This is a genomic window from Nocardia sp. NPDC050378 (genome assembly GCF_040655675.1).
Taxonomy (GTDB): Bacteria; Actinomycetota; Actinomycetes; order Mycobacteriales; family Mycobacteriaceae; genus Nocardia; species Nocardia coubleae.
In genome coordinates this window covers 1-15,944 of sequence record NZ_JBFAKI010000031.1, presented here as the reverse complement: position 1 = coordinate 15,944, position 15,944 = coordinate 1, and the positions used below count along the sequence as shown (strand labels likewise).

Annotated in this window: 18 protein-coding genes and 1 pseudogene; 12 read left to right on the top strand and 7 right to left on the bottom strand. The window is 64.5% G+C overall.

Annotated elements, in window-relative coordinates; genetic code table 11:
• Positions 1-143 precede the first annotated feature (143 nt).
• Positions 144-1,742 carry a phosphoglycerate dehydrogenase gene (serA, locus tag AB0I35_RS31950; protein ID WP_357400037.1) on the bottom strand — a complete coding sequence of 533 codons (1,599 nt, stop codon included), beginning with the start codon at positions 1,740-1,742 and terminating at the stop codon, positions 144-146.
• A 133-nt stretch (positions 1,743-1,875) separates the two neighbouring features.
• Between serA and AB0I35_RS31945 the strand changes: the two genes are divergently transcribed.
• Positions 1,876-2,679, top strand: a complete 804-nt coding sequence (locus AB0I35_RS31945; protein ID WP_357400036.1) for a nucleotidyltransferase domain-containing protein — start codon at positions 1,876-1,878, stop codon at positions 2,677-2,679.
• Between the two features lie 58 nt (positions 2,680-2,737).
• Here AB0I35_RS31945 and AB0I35_RS31940 read toward each other — a convergent pair whose 3' ends face one another.
• Positions 2,738-2,941: a cold-shock protein gene (locus AB0I35_RS31940; protein WP_014987157.1), complete on the bottom strand. Its 204-nt coding sequence runs from the start codon at positions 2,939-2,941 to the stop codon at positions 2,738-2,740.
• Positions 2,942-3,339: 398 nt separating this feature from the next.
• Between AB0I35_RS31940 and AB0I35_RS31935 the strand changes: the two genes are divergently transcribed.
• Positions 3,340-4,122: an MHYT domain-containing protein gene (locus AB0I35_RS31935; RefSeq protein WP_357400035.1), complete on the top strand. Its 783-nt coding sequence runs from the start codon at positions 3,340-3,342 to the stop codon at positions 4,120-4,122.
• Here AB0I35_RS31935 and AB0I35_RS31930 read toward each other — a convergent pair.
• Positions 4,119-4,325, bottom strand: coding sequence for a cold-shock protein (locus tag AB0I35_RS31930; protein WP_067493316.1), 207 nt, complete (start codon positions 4,323-4,325; stop codon positions 4,119-4,121). The two genes, AB0I35_RS31935 and AB0I35_RS31930, sit on opposite strands and share 4 nt — an antisense overlap.
• A gap of 226 nt (positions 4,326-4,551) precedes the next feature.
• Here AB0I35_RS31930 and AB0I35_RS31925 point away from each other — a divergent pair.
• The 6 genes and pseudogenes from AB0I35_RS31925 to AB0I35_RS31900 all read left to right on the top strand — a co-directional run.
• Positions 4,552-4,617: pseudogene (locus tag AB0I35_RS31925) on the top strand (helix-turn-helix domain-containing protein); the annotation flags it as partial.
• Positions 4,618-4,774: 157 nt separating this feature from the next.
• Positions 4,775-5,461, top strand: coding sequence for a transposase (locus AB0I35_RS31920; RefSeq protein ID WP_357400039.1), 687 nt, complete (start codon positions 4,775-4,777; stop codon positions 5,459-5,461).
• Positions 5,443-5,700: a transposase gene (locus AB0I35_RS31915; RefSeq protein ID WP_357400034.1), complete on the top strand. Its 258-nt coding sequence runs from the start codon at positions 5,443-5,445 to the stop codon at positions 5,698-5,700. Before AB0I35_RS31920 ends, AB0I35_RS31915 begins: the two co-directional genes overlap by 19 nt.
• Positions 5,701-5,956: 256 nt before the next feature.
• Positions 5,957-7,249 carry a hypothetical protein gene (locus tag AB0I35_RS31910; protein WP_357400033.1) on the top strand — a complete coding sequence of 431 codons (1,293 nt, stop codon included), beginning with the start codon at positions 5,957-5,959 and terminating at the stop codon, positions 7,247-7,249.
• 40 nt (positions 7,250-7,289) lie between these two features.
• The gene (locus AB0I35_RS31905; protein WP_357400032.1) at positions 7,290-7,928 is read left to right on the top strand and encodes a hypothetical protein; all 639 of its coding nucleotides are present in this window, start codon (positions 7,290-7,292) and stop codon (positions 7,926-7,928) included.
• Between the two features lie 42 nt (positions 7,929-7,970).
• Positions 7,971-8,612: a GNAT family N-acetyltransferase gene (locus tag AB0I35_RS31900; RefSeq protein WP_357400031.1), complete on the top strand. Its 642-nt coding sequence runs from the start codon at positions 7,971-7,973 to the stop codon at positions 8,610-8,612.
• Here the strand turns inward: AB0I35_RS31900 and AB0I35_RS31895 are convergent.
• A complete protein-coding gene (locus AB0I35_RS31895) occupies positions 8,586-9,089 on the bottom strand; it encodes a nucleotidyltransferase domain-containing protein (RefSeq protein WP_357400038.1) in 504 nt (167 codons plus the stop codon). The two genes, AB0I35_RS31900 and AB0I35_RS31895, sit on opposite strands and share 27 nt — an antisense overlap.
• A gap of 430 nt (positions 9,090-9,519) precedes the next feature.
• Between AB0I35_RS31895 and AB0I35_RS31890 the strand changes: the two genes are divergently transcribed.
• A complete protein-coding gene (locus tag AB0I35_RS31890; RefSeq protein WP_357400030.1) occupies positions 9,520-9,708 on the top strand; it encodes an XRE family transcriptional regulator in 189 nt (62 codons plus the stop codon).
• A gap of 106 nt (positions 9,709-9,814) precedes the next feature.
• Here AB0I35_RS31890 and AB0I35_RS31885 read toward each other — a convergent pair whose 3' ends face one another.
• Positions 9,815-10,261: a hypothetical protein gene (locus tag AB0I35_RS31885; protein WP_357400029.1), complete on the bottom strand. Its 447-nt coding sequence runs from the start codon at positions 10,259-10,261 to the stop codon at positions 9,815-9,817.
• Between the two features lie 113 nt (positions 10,262-10,374).
• Here AB0I35_RS31885 and AB0I35_RS31880 point away from each other — a divergent pair, with 113 nt between their 5' ends.
• Together AB0I35_RS31880 and AB0I35_RS31875 are read left to right on the top strand one after the other, a co-directional pair.
• Positions 10,375-11,760 (top strand): transcriptional regulator, encoded by a 1,386-nt coding sequence (locus AB0I35_RS31880; RefSeq protein WP_357400028.1) that lies wholly within the window; start codon positions 10,375-10,377, stop codon positions 11,758-11,760.
• Complete coding sequence (locus tag AB0I35_RS31875; protein ID WP_357400027.1) at positions 11,757-13,595, top strand: DEAD/DEAH box helicase; 1,839 nt, start codon at positions 11,757-11,759, stop codon at positions 13,593-13,595. The genes AB0I35_RS31880 and AB0I35_RS31875 overlap by 4 nt, the downstream gene beginning before the upstream one ends.
• A gap of 46 nt (positions 13,596-13,641) precedes the next feature.
• On the opposite strand, the gene AB0I35_RS31870 is transcribed toward AB0I35_RS31875, so the two are convergent.
• Positions 13,642-14,430 carry an NgoMIV family type II restriction endonuclease gene (locus AB0I35_RS31870; protein WP_357400026.1) on the bottom strand — a complete coding sequence of 263 codons (789 nt, stop codon included), beginning with the start codon at positions 14,428-14,430 and terminating at the stop codon, positions 13,642-13,644.
• 63 nt (positions 14,431-14,493) lie between these two features.
• Positions 14,494-14,880 carry a very short patch repair endonuclease gene (locus tag AB0I35_RS31865; protein WP_357400025.1) on the bottom strand — a complete coding sequence of 129 codons (387 nt, stop codon included), beginning with the start codon at positions 14,878-14,880 and terminating at the stop codon, positions 14,494-14,496.
• 183 nt (positions 14,881-15,063) lie between these two features.
• Between AB0I35_RS31865 and dcm the strand changes: the two genes are divergently transcribed.
• The coding region (dcm, locus tag AB0I35_RS31860; protein WP_357400024.1) for a DNA (cytosine-5-)-methyltransferase at positions 15,064-15,944 on the top strand (881 nt) is incomplete at its 3' end.

The window sequence follows — 15,944 nt, the reverse complement described above, 5'->3', positions numbered from 1 at the left end:
CGCCGTTGCGCATGCGCGAAGCGCGAGCAACGGCGCCTAACTCGCGGCCCTCCAGGGGCCGCGCTCGAGCGCGCCAGCGCTCCAAAAACACAGCCAGTACTTGTGTGGGCGCCTCCACTCGAATGGCGACGCCCACCCAACGGTCAGCTCAGATCGACCAGAACCACCTTGGCAGCACCCACGGCCTCACCGATCGCGCTCTGCACCTCAGCGGGAACCTCACGGTTCACACGCAGCACAACGGTGGCGCCTTCGGCATCCACGTCCTGGCTCAGCTGAGCGGCCAGGATGTCGATCTCGGCCTCACCCAGCAGGGTTCCGATCTTGCCCAGCGCACCCGGCTTGTCGCCATAGTTCAGCACCGCCAGGTTCAACCCCTCGGCGCGCATGTCGTAGTTGCGCCCGTTGATGTTGACGATCTTCTCCACCTGGGCGGGCTCGGTGAGCGACCCGGCCACGTTCAGGGTGGAGCCGTCGCCGAACACGGCGCGCAGGTCGACCATGCTGCGGTGGTTGGGGCTCTCGGTGGCGGTGGTGACGGTGGCGGTGATGCCACGTTCCTTGGCCAGCGACGGCGCGTTGACGAAGGTGACCTGGTCCTCGACCAGCGCCGAGAACACACCGCGCAGCGCGGACAGCTCGAGCACGGCCACGTCCTGGGCGGCCAGCTCGCCGCGCACCTGCACCTCGATGCTCACGGGCAGCTCGTTGGCGATGGCGCCCAGCAGCGCGCCCTGCTTGCGCACGACGTCGAGCCAGGGGGCGACCTCGTCGTTCACGGCACCGCCGGTGACGTTCACAGCACCCGGCACGAACTCACCGGCCAGCGCGAGCAGCACCGACTTGGCGACATCGGTGCCCGCGCGGTCCTGGGCCTCCGAGGTGGAGGCACCCAGGTGCGGGGTCACGACGACCTGCGGCAGGTCGAACAGCGGCGAATCGGTGCACGGCTCGGTCTCGAACACGTCGAGACCCGCGGCGCGCACGTGGCCCTTGGTGATCGCGTCGGCCAGCGCCTGCTCGTCGATCAGCCCACCACGCGCGGCGTTGACGATGACGACGCCCGGCTTGGTCAGCGCGAGACGCTCGGCGTTGAGCAGACCCTTGGTCTCGGGGGTCTTGGGCAGGTGCACCGAGATGAAGTCGGCGCGCTGGAGCACCTCGTCGAGCGAGAGCAGCTCGATGCCGAGCTGGGCGGCCTTGGCCGGCGACACGTAGGGGTCGTAGGCGACGATCTTGGTCTCGAACGCGGCCAGGCGGGCGGCGAACAGCTGACCGATGCGGCCGAGGCCGATCACGCCGACGGTCTTGCCGAAGATCTCGACACCGTTGAACTTGCTGCGCTGCCAGGTCTTCTCGCGCAGGGTCGCGTCGGCGGCCGGGATCTGGCGGGCGGCGGCGAGCAGCAGCGTGACCGCGTGCTCGGCGGCGGTGTGGATGTTGGAGGTCGGCGCGTTCACGACCATCACGCCACGCTCGGTGGCGGCGGGCACGTCGACGTTGTCGAGGCCGACGCCGGCACGGGCGACGATCTGGAGCTTCTTGCCCGCGTCGAGCACCTCGGCGTCGACGGTGGTGGCGGAACGCACGAGCAGCGCGTCGGCCTCGGGGACCGCGGCGAGCAGCGCCGGGCGGTCGGGGCCGTCGACCCAGCGAACCTCGACACCGTCACCGAGCGCGTCGACGGTCGACTGGGCGAGCTTGTCGGCGATCAGAACTACAGGACGGCCTGCTTGGCTCACTGTGGGGTACTCCTGGGGAAGAAAGGGGTCGGCAGTTACCGCGGCCCAGAATAGTCGCCGGGGTTCGGGTCGCCTTACCCCCCTGCCCGAAAACCGGGTGAACCCTGGGAGCCGCGCCCCTTAACATCACCGCATGTCCCTGCGCACCGTCCCCGAGTCGATGGATCCGGCCGTGGTGGCCGCCGTCGACGCCGAGCTCGACCGGGTGGCTGCCGAGCACGGTGTGCGCATCCGCCTGGCCATCGAAAGCGGTAGTCGCGCTTGGGGTTTCCCCTCCCCCGATTCGGATTACGACTGCCGTTTCGTCTATGTCGCGGGCCTGGAGACATACCTCTCACCGTGGCGCACGCGCGATGTGATCGAGACCCCACTGGCCGGCCTGCTCGATGTGAACGGCTGGGATCTGGCCAAGGCGCTGCGTCTGCTGGTGCAGGGCAACGCGGTGCTCGTGGAGTGGTTGATGTCACCCATCGTCTATCGCGGCGACGAGGATTTTCGCGCCCGGCTGCGTGAAGTCGCAGCTCAGGTGGCCGATCGCGACCGCATCGCCCGTCACTATCTGCACCTGGGCGCTCGCCAGTGGGAGCTCTACGCGCGTCACGGCGGTTTGAAGAAGGTGTTCTACTCGCTGCGCCCGGCGATGGCGCTGCGCTGGTTGCGCGAGCATCCCGGCGCGGCGGTGGCGCCCATGCACCTGCCGACATTGATGGCGCAGTGCGAGCTGCCCGCCGACCTGGTCGCGGCCATCACCGAACTCACGGATCTGAAGTCGCGCACCCGCGAGATGGGGGCCGGTGCACCGCCTGCTCTGATCCCGGCCTTCATCGACGACGAGTTCGCCAGGGCGGCAACAGAGTTCACCGCACGTACGCCGCGCGACCTCAGTACGGCGCGGGCGGTGACCGACGAGTTCTTCCGCGCGGAGGCCTTGAAATAGCAGAAACTCCGCACCATCGGGTGCGGAGCTTCACGTTCGTACGCTGGTTCGCGCAGAATCAGAGGACGCGGACGTCCTGAGCCTGGGGGCCCTTCTGACCCTGGCCGATCTCGAACTCCACACGCTGACCCTCATCGAGGGAGCGGAAGCCCGAGCCACTGACAGCCGAGTAATGCACGAAGACGTCGGGGCCTCCGCCGTCTTGCGCGATGAAGCCGAAGCCCTTCTCGCTGTTGAACCACTTCACAATGCCCTGAGCCATTTCAAAAACTTTCCTGTAGACGAGCCAGGTCCTAATAGTCCGGTCCCGGTCTCGCTGTTCAACAATGCCACGGTTTCGGAAATTCCTCCACACCTCCACCGGGGCGCTGTGAGCAAGCCAACCCTCGTAGCTGCCAGTTGGTGCTGTCACATAGTCGCCGGGGTGGATGCTGCGTGGATGCCGATGCAGTTGCCGCAGGGATGCGGCGAATTGTCCGGAACACGAACCGAACCGACTGGCACGCATCACCATTGATCGCCCTATTGCGCGGTGACCGACCGCCGTCAGCGTCCCTATACATTTTCGATAAACCCAGTACGGCAAATTTCCTACCAGCGTATTTTCCGTTCCGTGAGGGTGCACACACCCCCGGACGAGAAACGCGCAAGGAGCTGAGCGTGCTGAACATCAACCATTTCACTTACGGCTGGCTGACCCCGCTACTCGCCTATCTCATGTCGGTCCTGGGGTCGATGCTGGCACTGCGTTGCATGGTTCGCTCGCGCGCTTCCGGCATCCACGGCGGATGGCTCACCGCGGCCGCGATCGCACTCGGTGGAACCGGCATCTGGGTAATGCACTTCATCGCCATGCTCGGTTTCTCGGTGCAGGGCGCGACCATCCGCTACAACGTGCCGATCACGCTGTTCAGCGCCGCCGTCGCCATGGCCGTGGTGTGGCTCGGCTTGTCGATCGTCGTGCGCCGCAGCTGGGACACCGCCGCCCTCCCGGTGGGCGGCGCGATCACCGGTCTCGGCGTGGCGGCCATGCACTACGCCGGGATGTACGCGATGAGAACCGACATCGAGATCGTCTACGAGCCGACCGTCGTGGTCGCCTCGCTGGTGATCGCCGTGGTCGCCGCCACCGCCGCCCTCTGGTTCGCCCTGCACATCCACGGTTTCCTCGCCACCATCGGCGCGGCCGTGCTGATGGGCGTCGCGGTCACGGGCATGCATTACACCGGCATGTTCTCCATGAGCGCCCACACCAGCGCGCACGTCGCCCATGCCACGGGCGCCACCGCGTCACAGCTGCTCACCCCGCTGATCGTGGCCATCAGCATGGTCACCATGATCCTGCTGATGCAGGTCGGCATCACCGAGGCCGAGGATCCGAACCTCACCCGCCCGATCCACGGGCAACGCGCCAGCCGTTTCTGGCCGAGCGGCCAGAACTAGTCGACGACGCGCACCCGCTGCGCCTCGGGACCGCGCCGCGTCTCGTGCACCGCGAATTCCACCCGCTGACCGGCCCGCAATGTCCGGAACCCCTCGCCGACGAGCTCGGTGTACTCCACGAACACCTCCGGCCCGCCCGCGTCCGGGGTGATGAAACCGAACCCCTTGCCGCCGTCGAACCAGCTCACCACGCCGCCGGTCATCCACCGACCTTCCTGATCATTTGCCTGACCGACGAATATAGCGCGCAAGCGTGGCCGCTCAGGCCCGGGGTCAGCGCATCAAATCCGGCAAATCCGGACCCTTACGGTCCCCAGCTGATGATTGAGACTTGACCCGATGATCGAGCACTAGGCGCGGACTCGGAGCACAACCGGAGTCGGTTGCGTCCGAGTTGGTATCGAACACAGTTTCGATACGCTGCACTTTGTGCAGCTCCGGTACAACTTCCGCGTGTACCCCACACCGGGCCAGCAGCAGTCATTGGCTCGTACGTTCGGTTGCGCGCGGGTGGTGTTCAACGATGCTCTCGCGGCCCGCCAACAAGCTCATGTCGCCGGGTTGCCGTATATCAAGGACTCGGTGCTGCAAACCATAGTTATCACCGAAGCGAAGAAAACCCCGGAGCGGGCTTGGTTGGCCGAGGTATCCAGTGTGGTGCTGGTCCAGGCAATCAGCGATCTGCATACCGCGTACCGCAACTTCTTCGCCTCGGTCACGGGGCAGGCGCAAGGGCGCCAAGGTCGCGCCACCCCGTTTCCGATCCCGCAAGGACAATCGGCAGTCGATCCGATTGACCCGCAACGGATTCTCGCTGCGCCCGAACAGGCGGCTGTATGTCGCCAAGGTCGGGGCGCTGAGGGTGGCGTGGTCACGGGAGTTGCCGTCGGAACCGTCGTCGGTGACGATCATCAAAGACGCGTCCGGCAGATACTTCGCGTCGTTCGTAGTCCAGACCGACGACCAGCCGCTGCCCGAGTCGGACACCGAGGTGGGTATCGACTTGGGGCTCACGACGTTCGCGGTGCTCTCCGATGGGACGACGATCGCGGCACCCAGGTTCCTGCGGCAGGCTGAACGACGGCTGCGGAAGGCACAGAAGTCGTTGTCCCGTAAGGACAAAGGTTCCAAGAACCGGGGCAAGGCACGTATTAGACTAGCGAAAGCGCATGCCAGGGTGGCCGATACGAGGCGGGATTGGGCGCACAAGCATTCGACACGGATCGTTCGCGACAACCAAGCGATCTTCGTGGAGGACTTGAGTGTGAAGGGCCTCGCCCGGACCCGATTGGCGAAGTCGTCCACGACGCCGGGTGGGGCATGTTCACCCGGATGGTAGAAGAGAAAGCCGCCCGCTACGGGAGGCGCTTCGCGAAGGTGGACCGCTGGCTCCCCTCCACCCGGACCTGCTCGAAGTGCGGGGTGGTCGGCGACAAGAAACCGCTCCAGGTTCGGCAGTGGACATGCGCGTGTGGGGTGACCCACGACCGCGATCTGAACGCGGCGATCAACATTCTCGCGGCCGGGCAGGCCGAGAGGTCAAACGCCTGCGGAGGGACGGTAAGACCAACCGCCTAGCGGACGGCACGTCCCGGTGAAACAGGAACCCGCCGAGAGCGGCCGATAGGCTGCTGGTAGGAATCCCGGCCGTTTCACGACCGGGAGGATGCCAAATGCCGATTCGTTCATGGTCGCATGCCGCCGGGCTCGACACGAAAGCGCACGGACCGGTTGGTGCCCTCGTCCTGGATAAACTCCAGGCAGGTTCGTCCGCGAGAACGGAGATCCGGGTGCCTCATCCTTGTGTGCGACGCTCCTTTCGGCACGGCCGCCCATGATCCGCGCGCGGCGCGCCGCCGAGGCACTCACGGTCGTCGTCGCCACCTCGGTGGCGGTGCTCGCGATCATGATGCCGCTCAGCTTCGCCGACCTGGGCGAGTCCGCCCACGACGACCTGCTCGTGTTCAACATCCCGCGCGCGATGACCGGCGGCGCGTTCATCGCGGTCATCACCGCCGCCGTCACCGTGGCGGTGGGCAGTGTGCGCACCGCCCGCTGGACCGCACTGCTCGCGCTCGCCGGGATTCTGCTGAGCCACCTGCTCGCCGCGGGCGACAGCAGCGACGGCCGTCTCGACGGCGGTGTGTCCCTGGCGACCCTGAACTTCGTCGACGCACTGCTGGCCGGGATGGCGCTCGGCGCGATCGCGGTGGCGGTGTGGGACGAGCCGCGGCTGCGCATCGCGTACCTGTTCGCCGCGATCGGTGCCACGGTCCTCGGTGACCTCACCCAGACGCCGACCGACGACACCACCGGCGGTTTCGACGGGGCGCTCGCGGGCTCCCTGCCACTGTGGTTCATCGGGGGCAGTGTGCTCGCGCTCGCGTATTTCGCGGTCACCAGCGCCGCGCCCGCCCCCTCACACACCGATTCCGCGATTCCGCTCGCGCCGGTACTCGCCGCCGTTTTCGTCTACTCGGCGATCATCTTCACCTCGCTGAACGTGTCGCACCACAAGACCAGCCTGCGGCACGTGGCCATCGCCTCGATCATCGTGCTCGCCGCCACCGCGGCCGCCGCCCTCGTGCTGCCCGAGCGCGACGGCGTGCTCACCGCGTTGATGTCGTCGTTCTCGGTGGCAGGCAGCCTGGTCATCACCCTGCCCCGCAACGGCTGGGTGGATCTGGGCACCCTCGTCGCCATCGCCCTCGGTCTCGGCCTCGGCCTGCACCGCCCACGCCCCCTGGCCGCCGCCCTCTGGATCGTGGCGCTGGCCGGCCTCACCCTCGCCGCCGACATGACCGCGCCGCCCGCGACACTCACCGCCGCCGTCGGCTGCCTCGCGCTCGGCGCCATCTGCGGCTACGGCGTTGGCAGTGCGGTTCCGGTCAACTCCTCGTCGGCGGTCGTCGGCTTCAGCGTGCTGTTCGTCCCTTCCCTCGGAGTCGCACTGAGCGACACCGAATTCGGCCACCTCGCCTACTCCTCGGCCTGGTACCGCACCGCGGAGGTCGACCGTGGACCCGTGCCCGGCACCGTCGCGGTGATCATCGCGCTCGTCTGCGCGGCCATCGTCGCCCTGATCCTGCGCCGTCGTCAGCCCTCCTTGCCGGATCAGTCCCTCTAGTCAGGGCCTGCCGCAACAGCTTTCGGGGTATACCCAGTTCATGAGTTTCCCGGTGTCCTTCGGGCTACCCCAGATCGCCCTGCTCGTCCTGCTCGCCGTGGGCGTCGTCCTGCTCGTCGCGGCAGCCCTGCCCACCACGCGCCGCCGCGGCCTCAAATCCGTTCTGGGCCGCGCGATTCCCGGAACCGCCCTCCTCCTCGTGGCCACCCTGCTCCTGTGGATCGCCACCCTCCTCCAGACCTACCTTGGCCTCACCGGCGAAATAAAAGCCGCCCACGTGATCGCCAAAACCGTCGGAGACCAATCCCTGGGACTCGACGTCACCACCTTCGACACCGACGGCACCGTCACCGACCGCACCACCCACCGCGTCGAAGGCGACCTGTGGGTGATGCAAGCGGCCATCGTGGAACTGGAACCCTGGGTCAACGCCCTCGGCTTCCACTCCGGCTACACCCTCACCCGCCTCTACGGCCAGCGCCTCGACGGCCGACCCACCACCCAATCCCACATCTTCCTCAACGGCTCCGACCGCGACTTCTTCGAAGACATGCGCGAAAACCGCTGGTACACCTCCCCCTTCATCCGCTCCGCCTACGGAAACGCCGTCATCGCCTCCCCCGGCGAATATGACGTCTGCATCTCCCGAGACGCCATCAAGATCTGCCCACCTCGCTGAAACCGCTGAGTCCACAGGAGCTTTCGTGCGTACATTGGTTCCGTGGAGATCCGCAGATACACCGAGGCCGACCGTCCGGAACTGACGGCCCTGGCCTCCCATGTCGGCGAGGGCTCCCCGACGGCCACCCTCTGGGGCCACCCCGAATCCGAGAAAGCCGTGTACCTGAGCCCTTACATGGACCTCGCCCCCGAATCCCTCTTCCTCGCGGTGGACGACGGCCGCCTGGTCGGCTACCTCACCGGCTGCCTCGACAGCACCACCTTCCCGACCGAAGAAGCCCGCCTCGAATCCGCAATCCGCGACCACCGCTTGCTCTTCCGCCGCAAGCCCGCCACCTTCTTCGCCCGCGCCCTCACCGACACCGCCGTCGCCAAACTCCGCCACCACCCCCTCGCCGCCGAACTCACCGACCCCCGCTGGCCCTCCCACCTCCACATCAACCTCACCCCAGCCGCCCGAGGAACAGGCGCCGCCGACGCCCTGATGCACCAGTTCTTGGACCATCTGACCGCGAGCGCCTCCCCGGGCTGCTACCTGCAAACCCTCGTCGAAAACCCCCGCGCCGTCCGCTTTTTCGAACGCCACGGATTCACTACTTATGGAGATCCGGCAGCGGTACCCGGCCTGCGCTACCAGGGATCACGGGTCCGCCAACTAACCATGATCCGCCCGACCGCCTGATTCGCGCCCACGTGTTCGTGCCAGCACGCTCTCGTGCAACGTGCCGACCCGCATCAACCTGTTCGACTTCAACTCAGCTGTCGTCACGACGTCAACTGGACACCCGAGCTCGGAATCCAGTTCGAGGATGTCGAGCACTGTCGCCCACGGCGCCAACTCCAGCAGATCCAGGTCCGAGTCCGGCCGGTCCTCACCCCGAGCCACCGACCCGAACAACCACGCGTTGATCCCCGGATAATGAGCAAGAATGGCCTCGAACTCACTTCGACATCCGCCGAGCAGCAAACTGGGCCGCACTACGTTCACCAGCTCAGTCGCCAACCGAAACCCCGCCGCTCCCAAAAGATCCACGACCATCGCGAACATGGGTTCCAGCCGCCCCGCCTCCACAGCGGCCACCGTCGACTGCGCGATCCCTGCCCGCTCGGCCATCTCCCGTTGCGACAACCGCCGCCAACGACGAGCCTCTCGAACCAGCTTTCCCGCGGTCGAACCTCGGTCATCACCTTGCGGTCATTCGCCGACCTCGCGCATACATTTTGTATACATGTAGCCTGTAATCCCCCTTCGATGATGGAGCTGACAGGTCAGCCTCCAGTGGACTGCAAGCCCATGCCCACTGTCGGTGCCGGTGCCTTCGAACTCCGGTTCCGAGACCGTTCGAGCGCCTATCGGATCTTCTACTTACGAAGTTGGGAGATGCCATCTACGTACTCCACACCTTCACAAAGAAGACTCAGAACACCTCTCCGGGCGATCTGACAATCGGTCGGAACGACTACCGCATCACGGAAGCGGATGCACGAAAGGAGTAGGAACATATGGCAATTCAACTAACCACAGACGCCTGGGAAGCTATCGCCGACTCGCCTGAAGAAGCCCAGCGGCTGCGAGTCGGGCCGAGGTTTTGGATGCCGTCCTGGCCCGGATCGACGAGCTCACACCGACCGAAGCGGCGGAAAGGCTGGGCGTAGCCCGCTCGCGCCTCTACAAGCTCCGTGCAGGCAAACAGGGCGTCTACAGCCTCGAACGATTGATCAGTTTCGGCGCCCGCCTCGGCCCGCACACCCACCTGGCCATGCGCAAGACTGCTTAGACTCCAGCACCATCGTGCGCCCGCACCCACAACACCCGAGATCGATGCACTGATGCCTGACCAGTAGGTAGGCGGTGTGCGTAACCCGATTCATGCGTAATGAAGTTCAGGTGAACTCTGGATCGGCAAGCGCTCCCAGCGCCCGATCCAGCAGCGCGCCGGCGTCAGTGTGTCGCTCGTGCTGGAGCAGTTGCCGCAGGATTTGCAGCACGTCCCGATCATTCCGCCGACCCGCATAGGAGATAATCGAGTCGACAGCGGCCGGAAGATCGAGATCACGGCACGTGATCACGGCGTTCGCCGCCACAGCCGGAGCGGCTTCTGTGGCCACATGGTGGATGACGCTGTTCGAGTTCTCCAGTTGCCCCGCATTGAGGTAGTTCACAAGGTCGGCGGCCGGCGGCCAGAGCAGAGCTCCGCTCGGTACCGGTCGGTTCGGCCACCCAATATCGGCCACCGGGTCACCGCTCGTGCGCCGGTCCCCCGATACGCGGGGGACCGGCGCACGATATCCAGCCTCGCCATTCGCGATCTCGGCGTCGTGATCTGCCATTTCGGCCGGCTCGGCGAGGAACGGTGTGCCGCATTGCGGGCACGGCGATGCAGCTCTCGGTGTGGTGGCAGGGCTCTGAGTGGTCGGCACCCTGGGCAGATACTGTCCGGGCGATGGTTGCACAACGGCTCGGGGAACTCGGTGAAAACGGCCACGTTGCCGAGACTCTGACTCTGGAATGGCGCGATGCCCCCCTCCATGTCCAGGTCATTGATATGCCTCTCAGCGAGCTCTATTACAACCCGAGCACCCATCGGATACGCGCGCAGCGCAGCCTGGACAGGGCTCGGGACGCAGCGTTGTCAACTGATCCGTGGAGCCAGGAGAGCCAGAACTACCTGCGGGATCTACTGACTCGGCGGCCATCCGACGCCGTACATCCCGACCCAGAGTTCGACAAGTTGGTGACTCATCTTGATGAGTTCGGACAAATCGAACCCGGACTGATCACTCGGGAGGGCGTGCTTGTCAACGGGAACACCCGCTGCGCCGCGCTGCGGGTGGGCACTAAGGCCACCAGTATGCGGGTTGGAGTTCTTCCGGCGTCGTGCACTTGGGACGACATCAATGCTGTTGAGGTCTCCCTGCAGTTGCGACACGATAAAAGGCGCGATTATTCGTACATCAACCAGCTGCTCGCTCTCGAAGAACAGCGCGACCAGCTTCATCGGCCAATACCCGTCATTGCAAAGACATTTCACACAACCACGAAGGCATGCGAACGGGACTTTTGGGTCCTGGCGGAACTGCAGAATTGCATCGAACGCAGCCAGGTCCCCGGCCAGCGCGCGATGCGGCTCGTCGACTTCGAACAGTCTAAGGAGAAACTTGCCGAGCTTTACCGGGTGTACCATGAGGAGCGCAAGAGGAGTCCTGAGCGCGCGGAATTACTCAAAGAGTCGCGACTGGCAGCTATTGTTCTGGATTACGCTAAGACTGACGTGAGGTTCGTCGGTACCGATTTCCAGGAAAGGTACCTTGACAAAGAGCTGATTGACGAGTTCGGTCGCCCAGAAAGTAGTGACGGTGCGAGGGTTGAAATTCCTGGTCTGGGCCGCAGCACAAGAGCGCCAGGGGCTGACGTGGCTGCAGCGCGCGCGCTTACCAATCGACTATTGCAAGCCAAGGCTGTTGTCGCCGCCGGCGACCTGACCGACGAGGCAGAGACAGCCGCTGCAACCAAGCTGATTACATCGTACAAGGAAGCCTTCGGCGACGCGATCACTATCGCTGGCCGTGACGCGATGCTGCGAAAGAAGCGTCTTGCCGCTCCGGATCGGGTTGCGGCAGCGTGCAAGGACCTAGAGCAGTCTGTCACAGACCTTGTCCTGGCCAGGGGGAACTCAAGTCTGGACGAGGACGCTTTCGACGATGCGCTTATTCAATTGCACGCCGTGCTGAAGCAGCTTGCCATTGAAGCGCAACGCTCGATCAAGATTCCTGGAAGCGGGCTGGACTGGCTCGCGACCGCAGTGGAGAACGGGCCTGAACAGCAATGATCGACGTTGAGCACACCCCCTCACTCAGGCTGCGGTTCGGCCTGACCCGCACACACGTAGAAATGCTGACGACATCGGCCTTCCAGCGCGAGTTCCACCAGCTAGCAGCTAGACTCAGTACTTCCGGCGCGAGAGGACACCTATCCGCTGAGATAGACCTCGACGACTTCCTCGTCAACCTCGGGGAGCTGGGCAACTGGGCTCACCCCAATGTGGAATGGGCCGAGGACCTCAAATCACTTGTCACCGGTGTTCTCGATGACACCGAGGCGGTTTCGCGAAACCTCGACGGTGCGCAGGGCAACTCACCGGATACCATCCAACCGGAGACGTTGGTAGAGCTGCTCGGCGATGAATGGACCGCCGAGCTCACACCATTCCAGCAACGAGACATAGCACGACTTCTCTCGCTTCGACACGGAGCAAATTTCAGCGTGCCTGGCGCGGGTAAAACACGTGTGGCACTTGGTGTATACGCCGCCGCTCGCGCCCGAGGGGAGGCCGAACGTCTCCTCGTCGTCGGACCGAAGTCCGCCTACGAATCCTGGCAGTACGAGAGCACGTACTGCTTCACAAAGCCGCTCCGAAGCGCGGTTGCCGGACGAACCGCCGATCCTCTCGCCGAACTTTGCATGGTGAACTACGAGCGTCTTGATCGCTCGCTGGACTGGTTGGCAGGCTGGCTTCGAGCCAAACCGTCGATGATTGTTCTGGACGAAGCCCACCGGATCAAGCTGGGAGCGCGCGGCACATACGGTTCTGCCGCGCTCGCCCTCGGCCCCCTGGCAAACAGGCGCCTGATCTTGACGGGAACGCCGGCCCCGAATGGTGCACGGGACCTCGAGAGCCTGCTCTCCTTCGTTTGGCCAGGTCACGGCAAACGCGCGGTGATCGAGGCCGTCGGCGGTGGTGATCTCGCGCGGGCCAGCGCAGTGCTGCGACCGCTGTTCACTCGCACAACCAAGGCGGAACTCGGTCTACCTCCGTTCGAACCGAAGATCCGGTACGTGGATATGCCTCCCATCCATGCGGAGGTCTATGAAGCACTGAAAGGAAATTTTTCGGCCCGTGCGGAGGGGTCGCGAGGGAGTATCGAGTCACTCGGGCGAGCGATGCTGCGGATGCTGATGGCTGCCACGAGTCCAGCGCTGCTACTCGAAGGAACAACCCGATACGAGCCGCTGGAATACCAGCTCCCCCCACTCGAACCCGTGCCGGGGGATTCCCTCTACGACTTGCTGCAGAAACTCCCTCGCCTCGAGTTGTCTCCCAAATACCAGGAAGCCCTCAAGATCGTGGCCGACAACGCGAACCTGGGGCGAAAGACACTGGTATGGACAACCTTTGTTCGCAGCCTGACGACTCTCGAAAAGCTTCTCAAGAACTACAACCCGGCCACGGTGTATGGCGGAACCCTTGACCGCGAAGAACAGCTACGCAGGTTCCGGGAAGACCCCGATTGCCAGGTCCTCATCTCTAACCCTGCGACCCTCGGCGAGGGCGTCAGCCTCCATCACGTCTGTCACGACGCAATATATGTCGACCGAGATTTCATGGCCGGCCGGTTTCTTCAGAGTCTGGATCGAATCCATCGCCTCGGGCTTGCGCCGGGCACGGAAACACGTGTCACAGTGCTCGCCGCCCGCAGAACCGTTGATGAAGTGGTACGGCTACGCCTGGAAGCGAAGCTGAAATTCATGGCGAAAATCCTCGATGATCCAGACGTTCAGCAACTAGCCGATCTGGAGGAGGAGCCTGCAGCAGGCGTCGGCATGGACGCTGCCGATGTGCGTGCACTACTACGGCACTTCGACGACGTAGCGGCGCCGGGGTAGAGGGCCAGCCGTGGGCATGGTCTGCACGACGGCTACCGAGGTTGATTCACCAAGTAGCGAGGGCCACAGCAAGTTCCGCGTAGTCGAGCAGTCGCCCCTGCTCGGTGACCTCGGCCCACGCATCTTGCTGTTCGCCAGTGCCGACCTCCTTCACCGCCTTTGCCATCGCGGGATACGCCAGGTGATATGTGGCATCGACTTCGCCTGTCCCCCTCGCGATTGCCGCCAACCGTGTCGGCAGCGGTTCTGCGGTAACAGTCACAAGGTGCGGCAGGCGACCGCGCCGATGGCGGATCATGTTGCCGTTTTCGTGACGGATGTTCTGAACCCTGTCCGATCGGATTGTCCACTTGCACGCGAGCGCAGCATGCAGCCATGGATGATCGGAGAGCGTCGGAGTTCCCAGCAGTCCGACCAGAACATCCGGCTTGATCAGGTAATCGGTCCCGAGCGTGACGCGTAGATTTGGGTCGTTCGCGATGGCGCGGTCGATAGCTGCCAGGTGCTGGTATTGCGCGTAATTGACGATGCTCCGGCCTTTACGGACTTCCCACTGACGTAGCGGGTCGAGCCGGGGCAGTTCGGTAGCCAGATCGACCGCGACTTGCGTTTCAAGCAAACCCCCGGGGTTGCTGGGTGGCTCGTCCGGATCCGGCGCGCCGGCAACATTCGGGTTCGGGCAGCCTAGGTACTCGAGCACGAGACCCGCGATCCGGAGGCTCGACACATTGTCAGTGTCTGCCGTATTGGGCACCCAACACCAGCCGAGCTTGTTCTTGCTGTTCTTGCCACTGCGTTTCCAGCCGAGCAGGTCTGTTCCGAACGGCATCCCCATGAAGGCAATCTAGCTGCCCGGGTGCGTTGCCGTGACCTCAGCTACCCGATCGCATACGATCGCTCATATGTTCGGATCCCGGTCGAGCCTGTCGACGACGCTGATCAGCGCAGACTCCAGGGGCTCGTGCTCCCAGACACGGACGACTGTCCATCCTGCTTTCGTCAATGCCGCGTCAGCTTCGCGGTCTCGCTCGACATTGCGCCGGAGTTTGGGCGTCCAGTACCACTCGTTTGTTGTAGGCATTCTGCCGTGGTCAGGGCAAGCGTGCCAGAAGCATCCGTCCACGAAGACTGCAACTTTGCGCGCCGTGAAGACAACGTCAGGCCTGACCGGTCGACGGCCGGCGACCACGATCGGGAAGTCCTTCCTGAAACGGTACCCGCGGCGGTGGAGCAAGCTCCTCAGCTCGACCTCAGGCTTGGTACCCGAGCGCTTGATTGCCCGCATATTCCGTCCCCTACCCGGCGACGAGGCTGGCGGCACAGACGCTCGCCTACCCTGTGTCGACGGTCGAGGGGCCTGTAGCTCCATCCTGTACCCAGCTTCTGGTCGACAACTGCCTACTCGGCATGATAGTCCCCTACTTCCATCCGGCCACTGGCTGGAATCACTACGTAGAGAGGCCACCGCGTGACTGAGCTCAGCGTCATCGAAGTTTGCGCAGGAGCGGGCGGCCAGGCGCTCGGCCTCGAGCTAGCGGGATTCGAACACAAACTGGCTATCGAACTCGATGCCACTGCGGCCGCGACTATCAGGCGCAACCGGCCAGAGTGGAAGGTCGAGGTTGGTGATGTCGCTGATCCGGCAGTGTTCGATCCCAAATCCTTCGCTCCCGATGCTGAGGGCCGCGATGGACAACCTATAGATCTTTTCGCAGGAGGCGTACCTTGCCCGCCGTTTTCCATAGCAGGTAAGCAGCTGGGCGCGAGCGATGAACGCGATTTGTTTGCCTGGGCGGTCGAGCAAGTCGATGTACTTCGCCCTCGCGCACTCCTACTCGAGAACGTGCGCGGGCTGAGCATGCCCCGCTTTGCGGGCTATCGGCAACATGTGCTCGACCGGCTGAGTAAGTTTGGTTACTCAGCCGAGTGGCGGCTTGTTCATGCATCTGACTACGGCGTTCCGCAGCTTCGGCCACGCTTTGTCCTTGTCGCAATGGCACCGCAGGACTTTGCATACTTCCAGTGGCCTGAACCAGTCGGCATTGTCAAGTCAGTCGGTGAGACGCTGCTTCCGCTGATGAGCGCACGTGGTTGGTCGGGCGCAAAAGATTGGGCGAAAAAAGCCAGTGGTATCGCTCCGACAATCGTCGGAGGTTCCAAGAAGCATGGTGGCGCCGACCTAGGACCGACTCGCGCGAAGCGGGCATGGGCGGAACTGGGCGTGGGGGGGGGGGGGGGGGCCGCCCCCCCCCCCCCCCCCCCCCACCCCCCCCCCCGCCCGCGCCCCCCCGCAAAAAGAAAACAGGAGGGGGGCGCGCGGAGAGGCGGGGGGTGTGGGTGGGGGGGGAA